The organism is Pseudomonas thermotolerans DSM 14292 (assembly GCF_000364625.1).
In the GTDB taxonomy this organism is placed as follows: Bacteria; Pseudomonadota; Gammaproteobacteria; order Pseudomonadales; family Pseudomonadaceae; genus Aquipseudomonas; species Aquipseudomonas thermotolerans.
Genome location: NZ_KB822600.1, coordinates 17,200 through 36,269 on the forward strand (window position 1 = coordinate 17,200; position 19,070 = coordinate 36,269).

At 68.8% G+C, this 19,070-nt stretch carries 22 protein-coding genes; 10 read left to right on the forward strand and 12 right to left on the reverse strand.

Annotation, left to right across the window (positions count from 1 at the left end):
* The first annotated feature begins 5 nt into the window (after positions 1 to 5).
* The 3 genes from pdhA to H165_RS0101620 are packed head-to-tail and all read left to right on the forward strand — an operon-like array spanning position 6 to position 3,277.
* Positions 6 to 1,112: a pyruvate dehydrogenase (acetyl-transferring) E1 component subunit alpha gene (pdhA, locus tag H165_RS0101610; RefSeq protein ID WP_017937150.1), complete on the forward strand. Its 1,107-nt coding sequence runs from the start codon at positions 6 to 8 to the stop codon at positions 1,110 to 1,112.
* A complete protein-coding gene (locus H165_RS0101615; RefSeq protein ID WP_017937151.1) occupies positions 1,105 to 2,130 on the forward strand; it encodes an alpha-ketoacid dehydrogenase subunit beta in 1,026 nt (341 codons plus the stop codon). Before pdhA ends, H165_RS0101615 begins: the two co-directional genes overlap by 8 nt.
* A gap of 34 nt (positions 2,131 to 2,164) precedes the next feature.
* The gene (locus H165_RS0101620) at positions 2,165 to 3,277 is read left to right on the forward strand and encodes a dihydrolipoamide acetyltransferase family protein (RefSeq protein ID WP_017937152.1); all 1,113 of its coding nucleotides are present in this window, start codon (positions 2,165 to 2,167) and stop codon (positions 3,275 to 3,277) included.
* Positions 3,278 to 3,314: 37 nt separating this feature from the next.
* Here H165_RS0101620 and H165_RS0101625 read toward each other — a convergent pair whose 3' ends face one another.
* From H165_RS0101625 to H165_RS0101650, 6 genes are all read right to left on the reverse strand, one after another.
* Entirely contained in the window at positions 3,315 to 3,761 is a 447-nt protein-coding gene (locus H165_RS0101625; RefSeq protein WP_017937153.1) for a GNAT family N-acetyltransferase, read from the reverse strand.
* Complete coding sequence (locus H165_RS0101630; RefSeq protein ID WP_017937154.1) at positions 3,758 to 4,192, reverse strand: GyrI-like domain-containing protein; 435 nt, start codon at positions 4,190 to 4,192, stop codon at positions 3,758 to 3,760. The genes H165_RS0101625 and H165_RS0101630 overlap by 4 nt, the downstream gene beginning before the upstream one ends.
* 184 nt (positions 4,193 to 4,376) lie before the next feature.
* Positions 4,377 to 4,643, reverse strand: a complete 267-nt coding sequence (locus H165_RS0101635) for a hypothetical protein (protein WP_017937155.1) — start codon at positions 4,641 to 4,643, stop codon at positions 4,377 to 4,379.
* A gap of 13 nt (positions 4,644 to 4,656) precedes the next feature.
* Positions 4,657 to 4,917, reverse strand: coding sequence for a YebG family protein (locus H165_RS0101640; protein WP_017937156.1), 261 nt, complete (start codon positions 4,915 to 4,917; stop codon positions 4,657 to 4,659).
* Between the two features lie 96 nt (positions 4,918 to 5,013).
* Entirely contained in the window at positions 5,014 to 5,721 is a 708-nt protein-coding gene (locus H165_RS18255) for an endonuclease (protein WP_017937157.1), read from the reverse strand.
* A gap of 89 nt (positions 5,722 to 5,810) precedes the next feature.
* The gene (locus H165_RS0101650; RefSeq protein WP_017937158.1) at positions 5,811 to 7,007 is read right to left on the reverse strand and encodes a CaiB/BaiF CoA transferase family protein; all 1,197 of its coding nucleotides are present in this window, start codon (positions 7,005 to 7,007) and stop codon (positions 5,811 to 5,813) included.
* 215 nt (positions 7,008 to 7,222) lie between these two features.
* On the opposite strand from H165_RS0101650, the gene H165_RS18260 reads away from it, so the two are divergent.
* The 5 genes from H165_RS18260 to tldD all read left to right on the forward strand — a co-directional run bounded on the left by H165_RS18260 (position 7,223) and on the right by tldD (position 13,140).
* Positions 7,223 to 8,383, forward strand: a complete 1,161-nt coding sequence (locus tag H165_RS18260; RefSeq protein WP_017937159.1) for a GGDEF domain-containing protein — start codon at positions 7,223 to 7,225, stop codon at positions 8,381 to 8,383.
* 108 nt (positions 8,384 to 8,491) lie between these two features.
* Positions 8,492 to 9,034: a YaeQ family protein gene (locus H165_RS0101660; RefSeq protein WP_017937160.1), complete on the forward strand. Its 543-nt coding sequence runs from the start codon at positions 8,492 to 8,494 to the stop codon at positions 9,032 to 9,034.
* A gap of 2 nt (positions 9,035 to 9,036) precedes the next feature.
* Entirely contained in the window at positions 9,037 to 10,746 is a 1,710-nt protein-coding gene (gene recJ / locus H165_RS0101665) for a single-stranded-DNA-specific exonuclease RecJ (protein ID WP_017937161.1), read from the forward strand.
* 85 nt (positions 10,747 to 10,831) lie between these two features.
* The gene (locus tag H165_RS0101670; protein ID WP_017937162.1) at positions 10,832 to 11,680 is read left to right on the forward strand and encodes a carbon-nitrogen hydrolase family protein; all 849 of its coding nucleotides are present in this window, start codon (positions 10,832 to 10,834) and stop codon (positions 11,678 to 11,680) included.
* Positions 11,681 to 11,682: 2 nt separating this feature from the next.
* The gene (gene tldD / locus H165_RS0101675; protein WP_017937163.1) at positions 11,683 to 13,140 is read left to right on the forward strand and encodes a metalloprotease TldD; all 1,458 of its coding nucleotides are present in this window, start codon (positions 11,683 to 11,685) and stop codon (positions 13,138 to 13,140) included.
* 28 nt (positions 13,141 to 13,168) lie between these two features.
* Here the strand turns inward: tldD and yjgA are convergent, their stop codons facing one another.
* Positions 13,169 to 13,690, reverse strand: a complete 522-nt coding sequence (gene yjgA, locus H165_RS0101680) for a ribosome biogenesis factor YjgA (protein WP_017937164.1) — start codon at positions 13,688 to 13,690, stop codon at positions 13,169 to 13,171.
* Positions 13,691 to 13,778: 88 nt separating this feature from the next.
* On the opposite strand from yjgA, the gene pmbA reads away from it, so the two are divergent.
* Complete coding sequence (pmbA, locus tag H165_RS0101685; RefSeq protein ID WP_017937165.1) at positions 13,779 to 15,125, forward strand: metalloprotease PmbA; 1,347 nt, start codon at positions 13,779 to 13,781, stop codon at positions 15,123 to 15,125.
* An 84-nt stretch (positions 15,126 to 15,209) separates the two neighbouring features.
* The gene (locus H165_RS0101690; RefSeq protein ID WP_017937166.1) at positions 15,210 to 15,413 is read left to right on the forward strand and encodes a hypothetical protein; all 204 of its coding nucleotides are present in this window, start codon (positions 15,210 to 15,212) and stop codon (positions 15,411 to 15,413) included.
* Positions 15,414 to 15,533: 120 nt separating this feature from the next.
* Here H165_RS0101690 and H165_RS0101695 read toward each other — a convergent pair whose 3' ends face one another.
* From H165_RS0101695 to H165_RS0101715, 5 genes are all read right to left on the reverse strand, one after another.
* Entirely contained in the window at positions 15,534 to 15,806 is a 273-nt protein-coding gene (locus H165_RS0101695) for an HPr family phosphocarrier protein (RefSeq protein WP_017937167.1), read from the reverse strand.
* 13 nt (positions 15,807 to 15,819) lie between these two features.
* Positions 15,820 to 16,677 carry an RNase adapter RapZ gene (gene rapZ / locus H165_RS0101700; protein WP_017937168.1) on the reverse strand — a complete coding sequence of 286 codons (858 nt, stop codon included), beginning with the start codon at positions 16,675 to 16,677 and terminating at the stop codon, positions 15,820 to 15,822.
* 10 nt (positions 16,678 to 16,687) lie between these two features.
* Positions 16,688 to 17,155 (reverse strand): PTS IIA-like nitrogen regulatory protein PtsN, encoded by a 468-nt coding sequence (ptsN, locus tag H165_RS0101705; protein WP_017937169.1) that lies wholly within the window; start codon positions 17,153 to 17,155, stop codon positions 16,688 to 16,690.
* Between the two features lie 15 nt (positions 17,156 to 17,170).
* Positions 17,171 to 17,479, reverse strand: coding sequence for a ribosome hibernation-promoting factor, HPF/YfiA family (gene hpf, locus H165_RS0101710; RefSeq protein ID WP_017937170.1), 309 nt, complete (start codon positions 17,477 to 17,479; stop codon positions 17,171 to 17,173).
* 79 nt (positions 17,480 to 17,558) lie between these two features.
* The gene (locus tag H165_RS0101715) at positions 17,559 to 19,064 is read right to left on the reverse strand and encodes an RNA polymerase factor sigma-54 (RefSeq protein ID WP_026146273.1); all 1,506 of its coding nucleotides are present in this window, start codon (positions 19,062 to 19,064) and stop codon (positions 17,559 to 17,561) included.
* Between the last annotated feature and the right edge of the window lie 6 nt (positions 19,065 to 19,070).

Below are 19,070 nucleotides of genomic sequence, written 5' to 3' on the forward strand. Positions count from 1 at the left end.
CGGCCATGCACGACAAGCTCGCCATTCCCTATACCCGTTATCTGGCGCCCGACGGCCGGCCGCTCGGCGACCTGCCGGCCTGGGCCGACGACGCCGAGCTGCTGGTTCGCCTGTACCGGCAGATGGTGCTGACCCGCCTGTTCGACCAGAAGGCGGTGGCCCTGCAGCGCACCGGGCGGATCGGCACCTACGCGCCGACCCTCGGGCAGGAGGCCATCGGCGTCGCCGTGGGTGCGTTGCTGCGCCCCGAGGACGTGCTGGTTCCCTATTACCGCGATACCGCCGTGCAGCTGATGCGCGGCGTGCGCATGGAGGAGATCCTCCTCTACTGGGGCGGCGACGAGCGCGGCAGCGCCTACGTCGATCCGGCCGCCGCCGAGGACTTCCCGATCTGCGTGCCGATCGCCACCCAGGCCCTGCACGCCTGCGGGGTGGCCAGCGCGCTGAAGATCCGCGGCGGCCACCGGGTGGCGCTGACCACCTGCGGCGACGGTGCCACCAGCAAGGGCGACTTCCTCGAGGCGCTCAACGTCGCCGGGGCCTGGCAGCTGCCGGTGGTCTTCGTGGTCAACAACAACCAGTGGGCCATCTCGGTGCCGCGACGCATCCAGTGCGGCGCGCCGACCCTGGCGCAGAAGGCCGTCGGCGCCGGCTTCCCTGGCGAGCAGGTGGACGGCAACGACGTGTTGGCGGTCTACGACCGGGTTCGCGCGGCCCTGGAACGGGCCCGCCAGGGCAAGGGGCCGATGCTCGTCGAGTGCATCAGCTACCGCCTCGGCGACCACACCACCGCCGACGACGCCACCCGCTACCGCAGCGCCGAGGAGGTCAAGCAGGCTTGGCAGGAGGAGCCGCTCAAGCGCCTGCAGAGTTTCCTCGCCGCCCGGGGCCTGTGGGACGAGCGCCGCGAACAGCAGCTGCTCGCCGACTGCCAGGCGCAGGTCCAGCAGGCCGTGGAGGCCTTCGAGGCGGCCGGCCAGCAGCCGGTGGAGGCCATCCTCGACTACGTCTACGCCCGCTGGCCTGTGGCCCTCGCCGAGCAGCGCGAGATGCTGCTGGAGCGGGTCGCGCGCCGCGAAGCCAGCTTGCAGGGAGGTGCCAGCCATGAATGACATGACCGGTTCGTTCCGGGAGAGCGCCGTCGCGGTGGAGAAGAAAGCCAGTCTGCTGGAGGCGGTGAACCTGGCCCTGCACCGGGCCATGGGCGAGGATCCGAACGTGGTGGTGCTCGGCGAGGACGTCGGCGTCAACGGCGGGGTGTTTCGCGCCACCGTCGGGCTGCGCGAGGCGTTCGGCTTCAAGCGGGTGATCGACACCCCACTGGCCGAGACCATGATCGGCGGCCTGGCGGTGGGCATGGCCGCCCAGGGCCTCAAGCCGGTGATCGAGATCCAGTTCCTCGGCTTCATCTACGCCGCCATGGAGCACCTGGTGTCCCACGCCAGCCGTCTGCGCAACCGCACTCGCGGCCGGCTGAGCTGCCCGCTGGTGCTGCGCAGCCCGATGGGCGCCGGGATCCGCGCTCCCGAGCACCACAGCGAAAGCACCGAGGCGCTGTTCGCTCACATCCCCGGCCTGCGTGTGGTGATTCCCTCGTCACCGGCGCGCGCCTACGGCCTGCTGCTGGCGGCCATCGACGACCCCGACCCAGTGGTGTTCCTCGAACCGACCCGGCTGTACCGGATGAACCCGCAGCCGCTCGCGGACGACGGCCGGCGCCTGCCGCTGGACACCTGCTTCACCCTGCGCGAGGGCCGCGACCTGACTCTGGTCAGCTGGGGGGCGAGCCTCCACGAGACCCTGCAGGCCGCCGACCGGCTGGCCGAGCGCGGCGTCTCCGCGGAGGTGATCGACGTGGCGACGATCAAGCCGCTGGACCTCGACACCCTAGAGGCCTCGGTGCGCAAGACCGGCCGCTGCGTGATCGTCCACGAGGCGCCGCGCAGCTGCGGAGTGGGCGCGGAGATCGCCGCCAGCCTCTACGAGCGTGCGCTGCTCGACCTGCAGGCACCGATCCAGCGGGTCACCGCTCCGGACATCCCGCCGCCGCTGTACCGCCTGGAGCACCTCTACATGCCGGGCGTCGAGGACGTCCTGGCGGCCTGCGAGTCTGTCTTGAATTACGCCTGACCGGCACTCTAGGGGTGGGAGTTAAGGAGGAGTGATGAAGTACTTCAAATTGCCCGACCTGGGCGAAGGCCTGCAGGAGGCGGAGATCGTCCAGTGGCACGTGAAGCCCGGCGAAACGGTGAAGGCTGACCAACTGCTGGTTTCGGTGGAGACTGCCAAGGCCCTGGTGGAAATCCCGGCGCCCTATGACGGGGTGGTGAGCAAGTTGTTCGGCCAGGAGGGCGACATCCTCCACGTCGGAGAGCCCCTGGTCGGCTACGAGGGCGAGGAGGACGCCGGTACCGTGGTCGGGCGCCTGGAGGGCGGCGGCGAGGCGCAGACTGACAGCTTCTTCATCGGCGCCGCGCCCTCGACCCGCGAGCACCTGGCGCCGCGCGCCACCCCGGCGGTGCGCCAGCTGGCCCGCCGGCTCGGCGTCGATCTTGCCAGCCTGCAGGGCAGTGGCGCGGACGGACTGATCACCCGTGCCGACGTGGAGGCCGCCGCCCGGCAGTCCCGCGAGCGCTTCGGTGGCGAGCGGTTGCGCGGTGTGCGGCGCAGCATGGCGATCAACATGGCGCGCTCCCACGCCGAGGTGGTGCCGGTAACCATCTACGGCGACGCCGACCTGCACCGCTGGCCCGAGGCCCGCGACCCGCTGATCCGCATCGCCAAGGCGATCGCCGCGGCCTGCCGGGAGGAGCCCATCCTCAACGCCTGGTTCGACGGCCAGAGCCTGGCCCTGAAGGTCCACGAGCGGCTCGACCTAGGCATCGCCGTGGACACCCCGGACGGACTGTTCGTGCCGGTATTGCGTGACGTCGGCGGGCGCTCGGCGGCGGATTTGCGGGAGGGGGTGGGCCGCTTGCGTGCCGACGTCAGGGCGCGCTCCATCCCGCCCCAGGAGATGATGGGCGCGACCCTCACCCTGTCCAACTTCGGCACCTTCTTCGGTCGCTACGCCAACCCGGTGGTGGTGCCGCCGCAGGTGGCCATCGTCGGCGCCGGCGGCATCCGTCAGGAGCCGGTGGTCTGGGAGGGGCAGGTGGCGATCCATCCGATCCTGCCGCTGTCGCTGACCTTCGACCACCGGGCGGTCACCGGCGGCGAGGCGGCACGCTTCCTCGGCGCCCTGGTGAGGGCACTCGAGCAGCCGGAGAGCGTCTGAGGACGGAAAGGGCCGCCCCCGTCACGGGGGCGGCGTTTCAGGCGTGCCAGACGTAGGTCCAGAACGGGTCGTCGCTGGTCGGCGTGCCCAGACGCTGCCAGCCGAGGGCGGTGAAGAAGGCCTGGGACTGCGGGTTGTCGTCGGCGACCAAGGCCCGCCAGTGCTTGCGCCCGGCCAGCTCGGGATGGGTAAGCAGGGCCTGCAAGGCCGTCCTGCCGAGCCCCTGACGGCGCCGCGCGGGGTCCACGGCGATATCGGTGATCACCCAGAAATTCGTCTCGGGGTCGAACGACAGGCCGATCACCGCGACCAGTTGCCCAGCGACGAACGCCGACCAGGCCTCCTGCTGCGGATCGGTGAGCACGCTGTCCAGCCAGTCATCGTCCATCGGCCCTAACTGGTGGTCGAGCAGCGGATCGGCGTACCAGCGGCGGTAGACGGGGAAGTCTTCGGCCGCGAAGCGGCGCACCTGCAGGCGGTTCATGGTGCCACTCCGATCTGGATCTCGATGCGGTTGTCCGTCGCCTCCGGTCCGTTCCAGCGGTGGTAGACCTCGCGGCTCTCGCCGGTGGGGCGCAGGCCGGCCGCGGCGATGGCTTCGAGCAGCGGCCGGTAGCCGCGGCTGAACAGCTCGTCGAGCGGCCCCTCATGGATCGTGCTGGCGCACTGCAGGGCCGGCAACTGCTGGTCGCCGCCGGCCACCGGCAGGCAGAAGCTCAGCTCGAACTCGCCGTGGGCGTCCTGCGGCATCTGCCAGGCCTGGAAGATCATCGGGCCGTTCACGACCAGATCGCGCGCTTCGGCTTCGACACGCAGCGCGGTGCAGGCGGGGCCGGCCTGCGCGGCGATCTGCGCAATGCTCAGGCGCTCGCGGCGTTGCAGAACGGTGATGGGGGCGAGGCTGTGGATCTGCATGACGTCCTCCTTTGACGGTAAGTGCAGATGGGAGCGGCAGTCGGGTGGGCGCGCCGGGTGGCGTGCCCATCCGCTGAGCGGCTTGTCCTTGACGGCCGCCCGGGGCGGCGGGCGGACCGTGGAGCTTACAACGCGCCCCGGAAACCGGCCAGTTCCCTCTCCGGCGAGGCGAGGGCGCCTGCTTTCAGCCCTGCGACGAGCGGAACACCCGCGCCAAGCCGAGCAGGCTCGAGGCCGCCCTGCGGTTGCTGGCGAACAGGTAGCCGATGGCCGCGGTCATCCCCGGTACGAGCTGGAACAGGCTGGTGACGTCGAACGGGTTGCCAGTACGGATCACCCGGTAGCGCAGCAGGACGAGGGCCGGGGCGAAGCGCAGGATCGGGAAGGCGAGCGCCGAGGCATGTTCGAGGCACAGCCGGGCGAAGCCAGTCTCTACGCAGGGGCCTGCCAAGCGTGGCGGGCGGTCATTCGGCCGACGGCGTGTCGAGCTCGGCGAGGGCGTTTGGCTGGTTGCGGAAGGCGCGGGCGAAGATCTCCCGGTTGCGGGCCATGTAGATGCCCAGCTCCTCCACCTGCTCCTCGCTCAGCGAGGGTACCGCGCGCTGCAGTACGCCGGCCAGGGATTCGGCCAGCTCCAGCATCCTGTCGTAACGGTCCGCTTCGGCCTTATCCATGAACAGGCGCTCCGGATCGCGGCTGCTGCGGTACACCACTTCGACGGCCATTCATCACCTCACCTTCGATTCTCGGTCAATGGAAAATACTGTCTGGATATACAGTATTCGCCATCATAAGGTGTGCGCCGGCGTTTGGCCAGTCGCTCAGGACTTGCCGCGCGGGCAGGCTCCGGGATCGAAGCCGCCGACGAAGGGGTTGCCCCAGCCCATCACGCAGCCGACCTGCTGGTTGCGCTGGCGCTCCCAGGCTTCCACCGGGTAGGCGCGGTGCCAGGCCTCGTAGAGACGACGGTCCTGCCTGGACAGACGCAGCTGGTAGCGCTGGCTCATGTACAGGTAGGTGCGGGCGATCATCCCGCGCACCCGCTTGCGCGGCATCGCCACCTTGGCCTTGAAGTCCACCACCATGGGGCAGGCGCCGTACTGGCCGGGCGGCGTGGATACCCAGCCATAGGGGAAGTTGCCGCGATCGCCGTTGATCTCGCCAATGCCCGGCACCAGGTTGTGCAGGTCGGCCTCGGCGCGTTGGTAGACCGCGTCGTGCCGGGAACAGTACTGGCGGCCGCCACGCTGCCAGCACTGGCGCTGATGGCCGATCAGCCAGGCCGGGACGATGTGCTCCCACTCGATGCGCGCGGCGCGCTGGGGATTCTTGCGCGGCACGTAGCCGCAGCTCTTCAGGTCGACGCGGTTGCCCTGGAAGCGGCAGCCGCAATAGAACTCCACCGACTGCCTGGCGTAGAGCTGCCAGCCGATCTTCTTGGCTTCGGCGAAGGTGCGTGGCGCGGCGGCCAAGGCGGGGGTGGAGAGTGCGGAGCAGACGAGCAGGCTGAGGAGGGTTCGTAGGGGCATGCGGCAAGGTCCAAAAGCGCCGCATGATAGCGGCCCACCGGCTGGCAGTGGGCCTTTACTTTCAAGGACTTAGGCCTGCGCAGGCAGACTTAGATGGCGCCCTCGGAGCGCAGCGCAGCGATTTCCCCGGCCGAGTAGCCGAGGGCGCTGAGCACCTCGGCGGTGTGTTCGCCGAGGGCCGGGCCGGTCCAGGCCACCTCGCCGGGTGTGGCGGAGAGCTTGGGCACTATGCCGGGCATCTTGAACGGCTTACCGTCCGGGAGGCGCGCGGCGAGGAACATCTCGCGGGCCAGGAACTGCGGGTCGGCGAACATGTCGGCCACCGAGTAGATGCGGCTGGCCGGCACCTCGGCGCGGCTCAGCACCGTCTCCACCTCGGCCAGCGGTAGCGAGGCCACCCAGCGGTCGATCACCCCGTAGAGCTCGTCGCGCCGCGCGTCGCGGCCGTCGTTGCTGGCCAGCTGCGGGTCATCGGCCAGGTCGGGGCGGCCTATGGCACGCATGAAGCGCTTGAAGATCGCATCGCCGTTGGCGCCGATCTGGATGTGCCGGCCGTCCGCAGTGGTGTGGATGGAGGAGGGGGTGATGCCGGGCATGATGTTGCCGGTGCGCTCGCGAACGAAGCCGAGTACGTCGAACTCCGGCACCAGGCTCTCCATCATGGCGAACACCGCCTCGTAGAGCGCCACGTCTACCATCTGCCCCTGGCCGCCGTTGACCTCGCGGTGGCGCAGCGCCATGAGCGCGCCGATCACCCCCCAGAGGGCGGCGATGGAGTCGCCGATGGAGATGCCGGTACGCACCGGCGGGCGGTCCTCGAAGCCGGTGATGTAGCGCAGTCCGCCCATGGATTCGCCGACCGCGCCGAAGCCCGGCTGGTCCTTCCGCGGCCCGGTCTGGCCGAAGCCGGAGAGGCGCACCATCACCAGCTTCGGGTTGAGGGCATGGACTTCTTCCCAGCCGAAACCGAGCTTCTCCAGCACCCCGGGGCGGAAGTTCTCGATCAGGATGTCCGCCTCGGCGAGCAGCTTGCGCAGCACCTCTCGGCCGGCCTGGTGCTTGAGGTTGAGGGTGACCGAGCGCTTGTTGCGCGATTGCACGAACCACCACAACGAAGTGCCCTGGTAGAGCTTGCGCCACTTGCGCAGGGGGTCGCCGCCGTCAGGGGATTCCACCTTGATGACCTCGGCGCCGAACTCGGCACAGATCCGCGAAGCGAAGGGGCCGGCGATCAGGGTGCCGAGTTCCACCACTTTCAGGCCGGCGAGGGGTTTGCTGGGGATCATCGTGACTCCGGATTCTGGGTAAAGAACATAAGCCTATGCGATTGCCGCGGTGCTGTGGACGGGCGCGTGGCCGTACGGTCGTCGGGGTGATGGCCATTTGGCATGTTTTCGGCTGGCCCCCCGAGCACGGGCCGCGTAAAGTGCTCGGCTTCTTTGGGCCGAGTCCTCGGATAGCCTTCCATGTTCTTCGTCTTCGAGCACCGGGTGGGGGTGTCATGCAGCTGAACCTCGCCACCCTGGTGTTGCTGGACATCTACATCCTGTCCCTGGTCGGTGTGCTCACGCTGCACGCCTGGAGTCGTGGCCGCGACAGCACCCTGGGGTACCTGGCGGCGGCGCTGCTGGTCAGCGCCGTCGGCACGCTGCTGGCCAGCCTGCGCGGGATGGGTATCGACTGGGTGCCCATCCTGCTCGGTAACCTGCTGGTACTGGGCAGCGCGGGGCTGGCCTGGACCTCGCTGCGGGTCTTCGCCGGGCGCCGACCGAGCCGGTTGGGCATGCTCGCCGGCGCCGCGCTCTGGGCGTTGCTGTGCCTGTGTCCGGCGTTCTACGCCTCGCTGTCCGCGCGCATCCTAGTCTGCTCGCTGCTGATGGCCGGCTATGCCGCGCTCGGCGCCAGGGAGTTGTGGCGACGGCGCCGGCAGCTGGAGGTGGACATCCGCCCGGCGCTGCTCCTGGCGATGATCCACTCCGGCTTCTACACGGTGCGCGGGCTGATCGACCAGGGCGTGCCCTTCACCGCCGACGGCGGCCCGCCGCACTTCTTCGCCATGGTGGTGTTGGAAACGCAGCTCTATGCCATCGGCCTGGCCTTCGTCACCCTGGCGCTGGTCAAGGAGCGGGCCGAGCTGCGCTACAAGCAGGCCGCGTTGAGCGATCCGCTGACCGGCATCGGCAATCGCCGCGCCTTCGTCGAGGCCGCCGAGCGCCTGCTGGCCGACTGCGCCCGCCGGCGGCGTCCGGCGACGCTGCTGCTCTGCGACCTGGACTACTTCAAGCAGCTCAACGACAACTACGGGCACGCCGCCGGCGACCATGCCCTAGCCGAGTTCGGCCGCATCCTCGCCGAGCGCTCGCGGCAGAGCGACCTCTGCGCGCGGATCGGCGGCGAGGAGTTCGTCTGTCTGCTCGACGAGGCCGACAGTGTCACGGCCCAGTCCGTGGCAGAGCGGGTACGCCGCGAATTCGCCGAGCTGCCGTTCGTCGCTGACGGTCAGCTGAGCGTGAGCATCGGCATCGCCGAGGCCCGGGACGCCGATTTCGAGCTGAACCGCCTGCTGTCGCTGGCCGACGAGGCGCTCTACGAGGCCAAGGCGGCCGGGCGCAACCGGGTCGAGCTGTACCGCGCGGCGCCGCGCGAGTCCGTCGTCTCCTAGTGGCGGAGGGCCGCCCGACGCGCGGCAGGGCGCTGCGCCGGTCGGCGCGCCGCGCCCCGGCGAATCGGGTAGACTTGCCGCCTTTCCGCCAGCCAAGAAGCCCGTCCCATGGCCCTGCAAGCCACGCCCTACAAAGTCGAACTGAACCTCACCGACCTGGACCGCAACGTCTACGAGAACCTGCGCTTCACCGTCGCCCGGCACCCCTCCGAGACCGAGGAGCGCCTGGCCGTGCGCCTGCTCGCCTACGCCCTGTGGTACGACGAGCAGCTCGGCTTCGGGCGTGGCCTGTCGGACGTCGACGAGGCGGCGTTGTGGCAGAAGAGCCTGGACGACCGCATCCTGCACTGGATCGAGGTCGGCCAGCCGGATGCCGAGCGCATCACCTGGTGTTCGCGGCGCGCCGAGCGCTTCAGCCTGCTCGCCTACGGCAGCCTGCGGGTCTGGCAGGGCCGCGTGCTGGACGCGGTGCGCAGCCTGAAGAACCTCAACGTCGCCGCTCTCGGCCAGGAGGCCCTGGAAGAGCTGGCCCGCGACCTGCCGCGGGCGATCGACTGGAGCGTGATGCTCAGCGATGGCCAGCTGTACGTCACCGACGCCCGCGGCCAGCACGAGATTCCCCTGGAGTGGCTGCACGGCGAACGCTTCTGACCATGCGCATCGAAACCCGTCCGCTGCCCGACCGACTGCCCGACCTCGGCGACCTGCCGCCGCTGCTCACCCGCCTGTACGCCGCGCGCGGCGTGCGATCCGCCGCCGAGCTGGACAAGAGCCTGGCCCGGCTGCTCCCCTACCAGCGTCTGAAGGGAATCGAGGCCGCCGTGGAGCTGCTGCTGCAGGCCATCGACGGCCGCCAGCGCATTCTCATCGTCGGCGACTTCGATGCCGACGGCGCCACCGCCAGCGCCCTGGGCGTGCTCGGCCTGCGCATGCTCGGCGCCGTGTCGGTGGACTACCTGGTGCCGAACCGCTTCGAGTACGGCTACGGGCTGACCCCGGAGATCGTCCGCGTCGCCCTGGGCCGCCAGCCCGAGCTGCTGATCACCGTGGACAACGGCATCTCCAGCGTCGAGGGGGTGGCCGCGGCCAAGGCAGCGGGCCTCAGGGTGCTGGTCACCGACCACCACCTGCCTGGTCCCGAGCTGCCGGCTGCCGACGCCATCGTCAACCCCAACCAGCCGGGCTGCGACTTCCCCAGCAAGGCCCTGGCCGGTGTGGGGGTGATGTTCTACGTGCTGCTCGCCCTGCGTGCCCGGCTGCGCGAGTTGGGCCGTTTCGCCGGTCGCACCGAGCCGAACCTCGCCGAGCTGCTCGACCTGGTGGCCCTGGGCAGCGTCGCCGACGTGGTGCCCCTGGATGCCAACAACCGCATCCTGGTCCACCAGGGCCTGGCGCGGATCCGCGCCGGGCGCGCCCGTCCCGGGCTGCGCGCGCTGCTCGAGGTGGCCGGCAAGTCCCATGCGCGGGTCACCTCCACCGATCTCGGCTTCATCCTCGGCCCGCGGCTGAACGCTGCCGGGCGCCTGGACGACATGAGCCTCGGCATCGAATGTCTGCTCTGCGAGGACGAGGCCCTGGCCCGCGACATGGCGGTGCAGCTCGACCAGCTCAACCAGGACCGCAAGGCCATCGAGCAGGGCATGCAGCGCGAGGCCCTGGCCCAGCTCAAGGACCTCGAGGCCGAGGCGCTGCCGTTCGGGCTCTGCCTGTTCGACCCGGAGTGGCATCAGGGGGTGATCGGCATCCTGGCCTCGCGCCTCAAGGAGCGCTACCACCGCCCGACCATCGCCTTCGCCGACGCCGGCGACGGCCAGCTCAAGGGCTCGGCGCGCTCGGTGCCGGGCTTCCATATCCGCGACGCCCTGGACGCCGTGGCGGCCCGCCACCCCGGGCTGATCAGCAAGTTCGGCGGCCACGCCATGGCCGCCGGGTTGTCGCTGCCCCAGGAACACTTCGGCGCCTTCGCCGCGGCCTTCGACGCCGAGGTGCGCCGCCAGCTCAGCGCCGAGGACCTTACCGGCCGGCTGCTCTCCGACGGCAGCCTGAGCGCCGAGGAATTCCACCTGCCTCTGGCCAAGGCGCTGCGCAACGCCGGGCCCTGGGGCCAGCACTTCCCCGAGCCGCTGTTCCACGGGGTGTTCCAACTGGTGCAGCAGCGCATCGTCGGCGAGCGCCACCTCAAGGTGGTGGTCAAAAGCGAGTGCGGCAGCGTGCAGCTGGACGGCATTGCCTTCGGCGTCGACCGCGAGCTATGGCCGAACCCCACGGTGCGCTGGGTGGAGCTGGCCTACAAGCTGGATGTCAACGAGTTCCGCGGCCAGGAATCGGTGCAGCTGCTGATCACCCATATCGCCCCGCGCTAGTGGGGCGCCTGTGCCGTGCGGCGGATGCCTGTCAATTGCCGGCGCTTGGGTTAGCATGGCGGCAGATTTCCATGCGGAGCCTTGCATGTCCCTCGCCGTGATCCAGATGGTCAGCCAGGCCGATGTCCCGGCCAACCTCTCCAGCGCCCGGCGCCTGCTCGAACGGGCTGCCGCTTCCGGAGCGCGCCTCGCCGTGCTGCCGGAGAACTTCGCCGCCATGGGCCGTCGCGACCTGGCTGCCCTCGGTCGCGCCGAAGCGCTGGGCGAGGGGCCGATCCTGCCCTGGCTGAAACGCACCGCCCGCGACCTCGGCCTGTGGATAGTCGCCGGCACCATCCCGCTGCCGCCGGACGGCCAGCCCGAGGCCAAGACCCATGCCTGTTCGCTGCTGATCGACGACCAGGGCGAGCGGGTCGCGCGCTACGACAAACTGCACCTGTTCGACGTGGACGTGGCCGACAACCGTGGCCGCTACCGCGAGTCCGACGACTACGCGCACGGCAGCCGGGTGGTGGTAGCCGACACGCCGGTCGGCCGGCTGGGCCTGACGGTCTGCTACGACCTACGCTTTCCCGAGCTGTACAGCGCCCTGCGCGCCGCCGGCGCCGAGCTGATCAGTGCCCCGGCGGCCTTCACCGCGGTGACGGGCGCGGCGCACTGGGAGGTGCTGGTGCGCGCCCGGGCCATCGAGACTCAGTGCTACCTGCTGGCGGCCGGGCAGGGCGGCGTCCACCCCGGCCCGCGGGAGACCCATGGCCAGTCGATGATCGTCGACCCTTGGGGCCGGATCCTCGCCGAGCAGGCCAGGGGCGAGGCGGTGCTGTGGGCCGAGCGGGATGCCGCCGAGCAGGCGGCGATCCGTCAGCGCATGCCGGTGGCCAGCCACCGGAGATTTTTCACAGCGGCCGAACCGCGGCCGCTAGCTGTGGAGTAGTTATGAGCGATCTGTTGTTACCCGTCAGCGAGCAGCTGCTGGCGCCCGGCGAGCTGAGCCTGGAGGACCTGCCGGCTCTGCTCGGCGAACTGGTCGGCCCCGGCATAGACGCCGCTGACCTGTACTTCCAGCGCCACGTTTCGGAGACCTGGGTGCTGGAGGACGGCATCGTCAAGGACGGCAGTTTCCACCTCGACCAGGGAGTCGGGGTGCGTGCCCAGTCCGGCGAGAAGACCGGCTTTGCCTACAGCAACGCGATCAACCGCGAGGCGCTGAGCGCCGCCGCCCAGGCCGCCCGTTCGATCGCCCGGGCCGGCCAGCAGGGCCGCGTGCAGGCCTTCGCCGCAACCCGTTCGGCGCCGCTGTACCTGGCCGGCAACCCGCTGGACGTGCTCAGCCGCGCCGAGAAGGTGGAACTGCTCAAGCGCATCGACAGCCGCACCCGCGCTCTTGATCCGCGCATCAGACAGGTCACCGTGAGCCTCGCCGGCGGCTGGGAGCACATCCTGGTGGCGGCCAGCGACGGCGGCCTGGCGGCCGACATCCGTCCGCTGGTGCGCTTCAACGTCAGCGTCATCGTCGAGCAGAACGGTCGCCGCGAGCGCGGCGGCCAGGGCGGCGGCGGGCGCACTGACTACCGCTACTTCCTGGAGACCGACGACCACGGCGAGGAGCGCGCCATGGGCTATGCCCGCGAGGCGCTGCGTCAGGCGCTGGTCAACCTGGAGGCGATTCCCGCCCCGGCCGGCACCCTACCGGTGGTGATGGGCGCCGGCTGGTCCGGGGTGCTGCTCCACGAGGCGGTCGGCCACGGCCTGGAAGGCGACTTCAACCGCAAGGGCAGCTCGGCCTACAGCGGGCGGATCGGCGAGCTGGTGGCCTCGCCGCTGTGCACCATCGTCGACGACGGCACCCTGCACGGTCGCCGCGGCTCGCTCAGCGTGGACGACGAGGGCACCCCGACCCAGTGCACCATGCTGATCGAGAAGGGCGTGCTCAAGGGCTACATGCAGGACAAGCTGAACGCCCGCCTGATGGGCGTGGCGCGCACCGGCAACGGCCGCCGCGAGTCCTACGCGCACCTGCCGATGCCGCGGATGACCAACACCTACATGCTGGCCGGGGAGAGCGACCCGCAGGAGATCATCCGCTCGGTGAAGAAGGGCCTGTACTGCGCCAACCTGGGCGGCGGCCAGGTGGACATCACCAGCGGCAAGTTCGTGTTCTCCACCAGCGAGGCCTACCTGATCGAGGGTGGCCGCATCACCGCGCCGGTCAAGGGGGCGACCCTGATCGGCAACGGTCCGGAGGCGATGAGCCGGGTGTCCATGGTCGGCAACGACCTGGCCCTGGACAGCGGCGTGGGGACCTGCGGCAAAGACGGCCAGTCAGTGCCGGTGGGCGTCGGCCAGCCGACTCTGAAGATCGACGCGATGACGGTGGGAGGAACCGGCGCCTGAGCCCCGCGCGAGGCAGGGCCGGCGGGCCTTACTTGAGGCCGCGCTGGACCTCGTCCAGGTCGCGGATGTACTTGAATATCTTGCGTGCGGCGCTCGGCGGCTTGTTCCGCGCCGCTTCCTGCTGGGCCTGACGGATAAGGCCGCGCAGGTGCTGGCGGTCGGTCTCCGGGTAGGCGGCGACGAACTGCTCCAGGGCCCCGTCGCCTTCGCCCACCAGGCGGTCGCGCCAGCGCTCGAGGGCATGGAAGCGCTCGTTGTACTCGCGGGTGGAGCTGTCGACCTGGTCGATCAGGGCGAGAATCGCTTCGATGTCCTGGTCGCGCATCAGCTTGCCGATGAACTGGATGTGCCGTTTGCGCGCGGCGTGGGCGGTGTGCTTCGGAGCCTCGGCGATGGCGCGGCGCAGCGCCTCGCTGAGCGGCAGGCGGTCGAGCAGTTCGGGCTTGAGGGTGGTCAGGCGCAGGCCGAGATCCTGCAGGGCGTGCAGCTCGCGCTTGATCTGGGATTTGCTCTTCTCGCCGGAGAAGTCGTCGTCGGAATAGTCAGACATAGGGCGGGTCCAAGGGGAAACGCCGACATGATAACCAGTCCGGGGCCGGTGGTCTCGGCCGAAAACGGATAGCGAAGTGGAGTGCAGTATGAGTGCAATCGAAGGGGTCGGCCCGCAGGTGCTGCCGCAGCTGGAGGAGCAGGTCGAGCAGATCATCGCCGAGGCCCGTCGCCAGGGCGCCAGCGCCTGCGAGGTGTCGGTCTCGGTGGATCAGGGACTGTCCACCACGGTGCGCGACGGCGAGGTGGAGACGGTGGAGTTCAACCGTGACCAGGGCTTCGGCATCACCCTCTACCTGGGCCAGCGCAAGGGCTCGGCGAGCACCTCGGCGACCGGCGCCGAGGCGATCCGCGAGACCGTGGCCGCCGCCCTGGCGATCGCCCGGCACACCTCCGAGGACGACTGCGCCGGTCTGGCCGATCCCGAGCTGATGGCTCGCGAGGTACTTGATCTGGATCTCTACCACCCTTGGGAGATCAGTCCCGAGCGGGCCATCGAGCTGGCCCTGGAGTGTGAGGCTGCCGCCTTCGCCACCGATTCGCGGGTCAGCAAGGCCGATGGCACCTCTCTGCACACCTGGCAAGGCTGCCGGGTGTATGGCAACAGTCACGGCTTCGTCGGCGGCTACGCCAGCACCCGGCATAGCCTGAGCTGCGTGATGATCGCCGGCGACGAGGCGCAGATGCAGCGCGACTACTGGTACGACGTCAATCGCGTCGGCGAGGCCCTGGCCGATCCGGTGAGCATCGGCCGACGCGCCGCCGAACGTGCCGTGCGCCGTCTGGGCGCCCGTCCGGTAGCGACCTGCGAGGTGCCGGTGCTGTTCTCCGCGGAGTTGGCCGGCGGGTTGTTCAGCCACTTCCTGGCGGCCATCTCCGGCGGCAACCTGTACCGCCATTCCTCCTTCCTGGAAGGCAGCCTGGGGCAGACCCTGTTCCCCGCCTGGCTGTCCATCGACGAGCGTCCGCACATCCTCCGCGGCCTGGGCAGTGCCAGTTTCGACAGCGACGGGCTGGCCACCTACGCCAAGTCCATCGTGGAGAACGGCGTGCTCGCCTCCTACCTGCTCGGCACCTATTCGGGGCGCAAGCTGGGTCTGCCCAGCACCGCCAACGCCGGCGGCGTGCACAACCTCTTCGTCAGCCACGGCGACGAGGACCAGGCCGCGCTGCTGCGCCGTATGGGGCGCGGCCTGCTGGTCACCGAGTTGATGGGGCAGGGCCTCAATCTGGTCACCGGCGACTACTCCCGCGGCGCCGCCGGCTACTGGGTGGAGAACGGCGAGATCCAGTTCCCGGTTCAGGAGGTGACTATTGCCGGCAACCTGCGTGACATGTTCCGACAGATAGTGGCGGTGGGCAGCGACCTGGAGACCCGCGGCAACATCCACTCCGGCTCCGTGCTGATCGAGCGCATGACCGTGGCTGGGCGCTGAGCATGGCAAAGCGCAAGGCTCCCCTGCGCGCCCAGCCGGCGTAGGGGCGACCGCTCACCGGCAGTCAGCGCAGGTTCGACCCTGGTGGAGAGGCTCGAACTGCAGCTGGAACTGGAGCAGAACCGTCCCGGACAGCTTGCCGACCTTCCGGAGGAAAAGCGGCGTCACATCATCCACGTGCTCGAGGAGCAACTGGCCGAGCTGGATGTGCCGGTGGCCGACGAGAGCCAGGCGTTCCGCGAGCGCTTCGCCGTAGAGCCGGCCGGTCCCAAGGTGTGCGCCGGCTGATTCGCGAGCGCCACACGGCCGTTAAGGGCCGGGACGCCGGGCCTGGCTGGGGCTGCTCAGCTGGGGAATGGGCTTGCGGGGGGGGGCAGGCAGGCTGCCCGGGCGCGGCGCAGAAAGGCCTTACTCGCTTTCGTCGAAGCGATTGTTGATCAGTTCCACCAGGGCTTGCAGGGCTTCGTCTTCCTGCTCGCCCTCGGTGTGCAGATGGATATCGGTGCCCTTGCCGGCGGCGAGCATCATCACCGCCATGATGCTCTTGCCGTCCACGTAGCTGTCTGGGCTGCGGCCGACCCGCACCTGGCAGGGGTAGCGGCCGGCGACGCCGACGAACTTGGCGGCGGCCCGGGCATGCAGGCCGAGCTTGTTGATGATGGTGACTTCACAGGCAGGCATCGCGCTGGGGTCCTTAGCTGAGGTCGCGGTGGCGAACCTGGACGTTCTTCAGTAGCTGTTTTAAGGCCTGGCCGAGCCGTTCGGCCAGATACACCGAGCGATGGTGGCCACCGGTGCAGCCGATGGCGATGGTCACGTACGCGCGGTTGCTGGCGGCGAAGCGCGGCAGCCACTTGAGCAGGTAGGCGAGGATGTCCTGATACATCTCCTCGACGTCCGGCTGGGCGGTCAGGTAGTCGATCACCGGCTGGTCCAGCCCAGAATAGTCACGCAGCTCGGGCTTCCAGTAGGGGTTGGGCAGGCAGCGTACGTCGAACACCAGGTCGGCATCCACCGGCATGCCGCGCTTGAAGCCGAACGATTCGACCAGGAAAGCGGTCCCGGGTTCAGGTTTGTTGAGCAGGCGCAGCTTGATGGTGTCGCGCAGCTGGTAGAGGTTGAGGTGGGTGGTGTCGATCTTCAGGTCGGCGAGATCGGCGATGGGCGCCAGCAGCTGGGTCTCGTCCTCGATGGCCTCGGCCAGCGGACGGCTCTCGTTGGTCAGCGGGTGGCGCCGGCGGGTTTCCGAGAAGCGCTTGAGCAGGGTCTCGGCATCCGCGTCCAGGTAGAGCACGTCGCAGTTGATATGTCGGGCGCGGACCTCGCTGAGCAGTTCGGGGAAGCGCTTGAGCTGGCTGGGCAGGTTGCGGGCGTCGACGGACACCGCCACCTGCGGCTCAAGCAGCTCGGTGTGCAGCAGGGCGCGTTCGGCCAGCTCCGGCAGCAGGGCGGCCGGCAGGTTGTCGATGCAGTAGAAGCCGTTGTCCTCCAGGACATCGAGGGCCGTGCTTTTGCCGGAACCGGAGCGACCACTGACTATGATCAGGCGCATCGACCGGGCCTCAGATGTTCTGGTTCTGGACGTCGAGCACGACCTGGTAGAGTTGCTCGCCGCTGTCGGCCTTGCGCAGGCGCTCGCGAACCTCGGCCTGGTCGAGCATGCTGGCGATCTGGCGGAGCAGCTCGAGGTGCGCATCGGTGGCGGCTTCCGGCACCAGCAGGACGAACAGCAGGTCGACCGGGGCGCCGTCGATGGCGTCGAAGTCCACCGCGGCGTCCAGGCGCAGCAGGGCGCTGATCGGCTGGGTGCAGCCGGGCAGGCGGCAGTGGGGGATGGCGATGCCGTTGCCGAACCCGGTCGAGCCGAGCTTCTCGCGGGCCACCAGGCTTTCGAAGATGTCCTGGCTGTCGAGCTCGGGCAGGTCGCGCCCGATCAGGTTGGCGATTTGTTCGAGTACACGCTTCTTGCTGCCGCCCGGCACGTTCACCAGGGAACGGCCGGGGGTCAGGATGGTTTCGAGTCGGATCATGTGAGAGGGAAGGGATCAGCGAGCCGTGGCACCTTGCAGGCGGTTGAGCTGCTTCTCCTTGTACTTTATGAGTTGGCGGTCAAGCTTGTCGGTGAGCAGGTCGATTGCCGCGTACATGTCTTCGTGTTCGGCGTTGGCTTGGACTTCACCGCCGGCGATATGCATGGTGGCTTCGATCTTCTGTTTGAGCTTCTCGACCTGCATGATGACTTGCACGTTGGTGATCTTGTCGAAGTGGCGCTCCAGCCGGCCGAGCTTTTCGATCACGTAGTCGCGCAGGGCGTCGGTCACATCGAGCTGATGTCCACTGATGTTGACTTGCATACCGCTTCTCCTTTCTTGCCGTGTGTAAGTGCAGGCTAACGGGCCTGCCACCGGAACACTTTGGCGTGGGTCAATTCCGTCACATCAGGCGCTTGCGTTCGCTGGACGGCGCGATGCCGAGAGACTCGCGGTACTTGGCGACCGTGCGACGGGCCACTTGGATGCCCTGTGCCTCCAGTAAACCAGCGATCTTGCTGTCACTCAATGGCTTTTTCGCGTTTTCCGAGGCGATCAGTTTCTTGATGATGGCACGGATCGCGGTGGACGAGCATTCGCCCCCTTCGGCGGTGCTGACGTGGCTGGAGAAGAAGTACTTCAGCTCGTAGATGCCGCGTGGAGTGTGCATGTATTTCTGGGTGGTGACCCGCGAGATGGTCGACTCGTGCATGCCCACCGCCTCGGCGATGTCGTGCAGGACCAGCGGCTTCATCGCCTCCTCGCCGTACTCGAGGAAGCCGCGCTGGTGCTCGACGATCTGCGTGGCGACCTTCATCAGCGTCTCGTTGCGGCTCTGCAGGCTCTTGATGAACCAGCGCGCCTCCTGCAGCTGGTTGCGCATGAAGGTGTTGTCGGCGCTGGAGTCGGCGCGGCGCACGAAGCTGGCGTACTGCGGGTTGACGCGCAGGCGCGGGATGGCCTCCTGATTGAGCTCCACCAGCCAGCGGTCGTTGTGCTTGCGGACGATCACGTCGGGAATGATGTATTCCGGCTCGCTCGACTCGATCTGCGAGCCCGGCCGCGGGTTGAGGCTCTGAATCAGTTCGATGATCTGGCGCAGCTCGTCTTCCTTGAGGCGCATGCGGCGCAGCAGCTGGTTGTAGTCGCGGCTACCCAACAGGTCTAGGTGGTCGCTGACCAGACGCTTGGCTTCGGCCAGCCAGGGGGTGCTGTCCGGCAACTGGCGCAGCTGCAGGAGCAGGCATTCGCTGAGATTGCGGGCGCCGATCCCGGCCGGCTCGAACTGCTGGATGCGGTGCAGCACCGCCTCCAGCTCGTCCAGCTCGACGTCCAGCTCCGGGTCGAAGGCGTCGAGCAACTCCTCGAGGGGCTCCTCCAGGTAGCCCTGGTCGTTGATGCAGTCGATCAGAGTAACGGCGATCAGGCGGTCCTTGTCGGACATCGGCACCAGGTTGAGCTGCCAGAGCAGGTGGCTCTGCAGGCTCTCGCCGGCGGAGGTGCGGGTGGTGAAGTCCCACTCCTCGTCATCGCTGGACGGCAGGTTGCTGGCGCTGGTCTGGTAGACGTCCTCCCAGGCGGTGTCCACCGGCAGCTCGTTGGGGATCCGCTCGTAGTCGCCCTCGTCGAGGGCTTCGACGCTGCGCAGGCTTTCCTGGAAGCCGCTCTCCGTGAAGTTCTCGCCACCGTCCGGGGCAGGGGCGGTAATCTCCGCTCCGTCGGCCATGGGGTCGGAGGTGTCGAAGTCGTCGCCATCCTCCTGACGTTCGAGCATCGGGTTGGATTCCAGGGCTTCCTGGATTTCCTGCTGCAGATCCAGAGTGGATAGCTGAAGAAGACGGATGGCCTGTTGCAACTGCGGGGTCATCGTCAGTTGCTGGCCCATCTTGAGGACTAGCGATGGTTTCATGGCAGA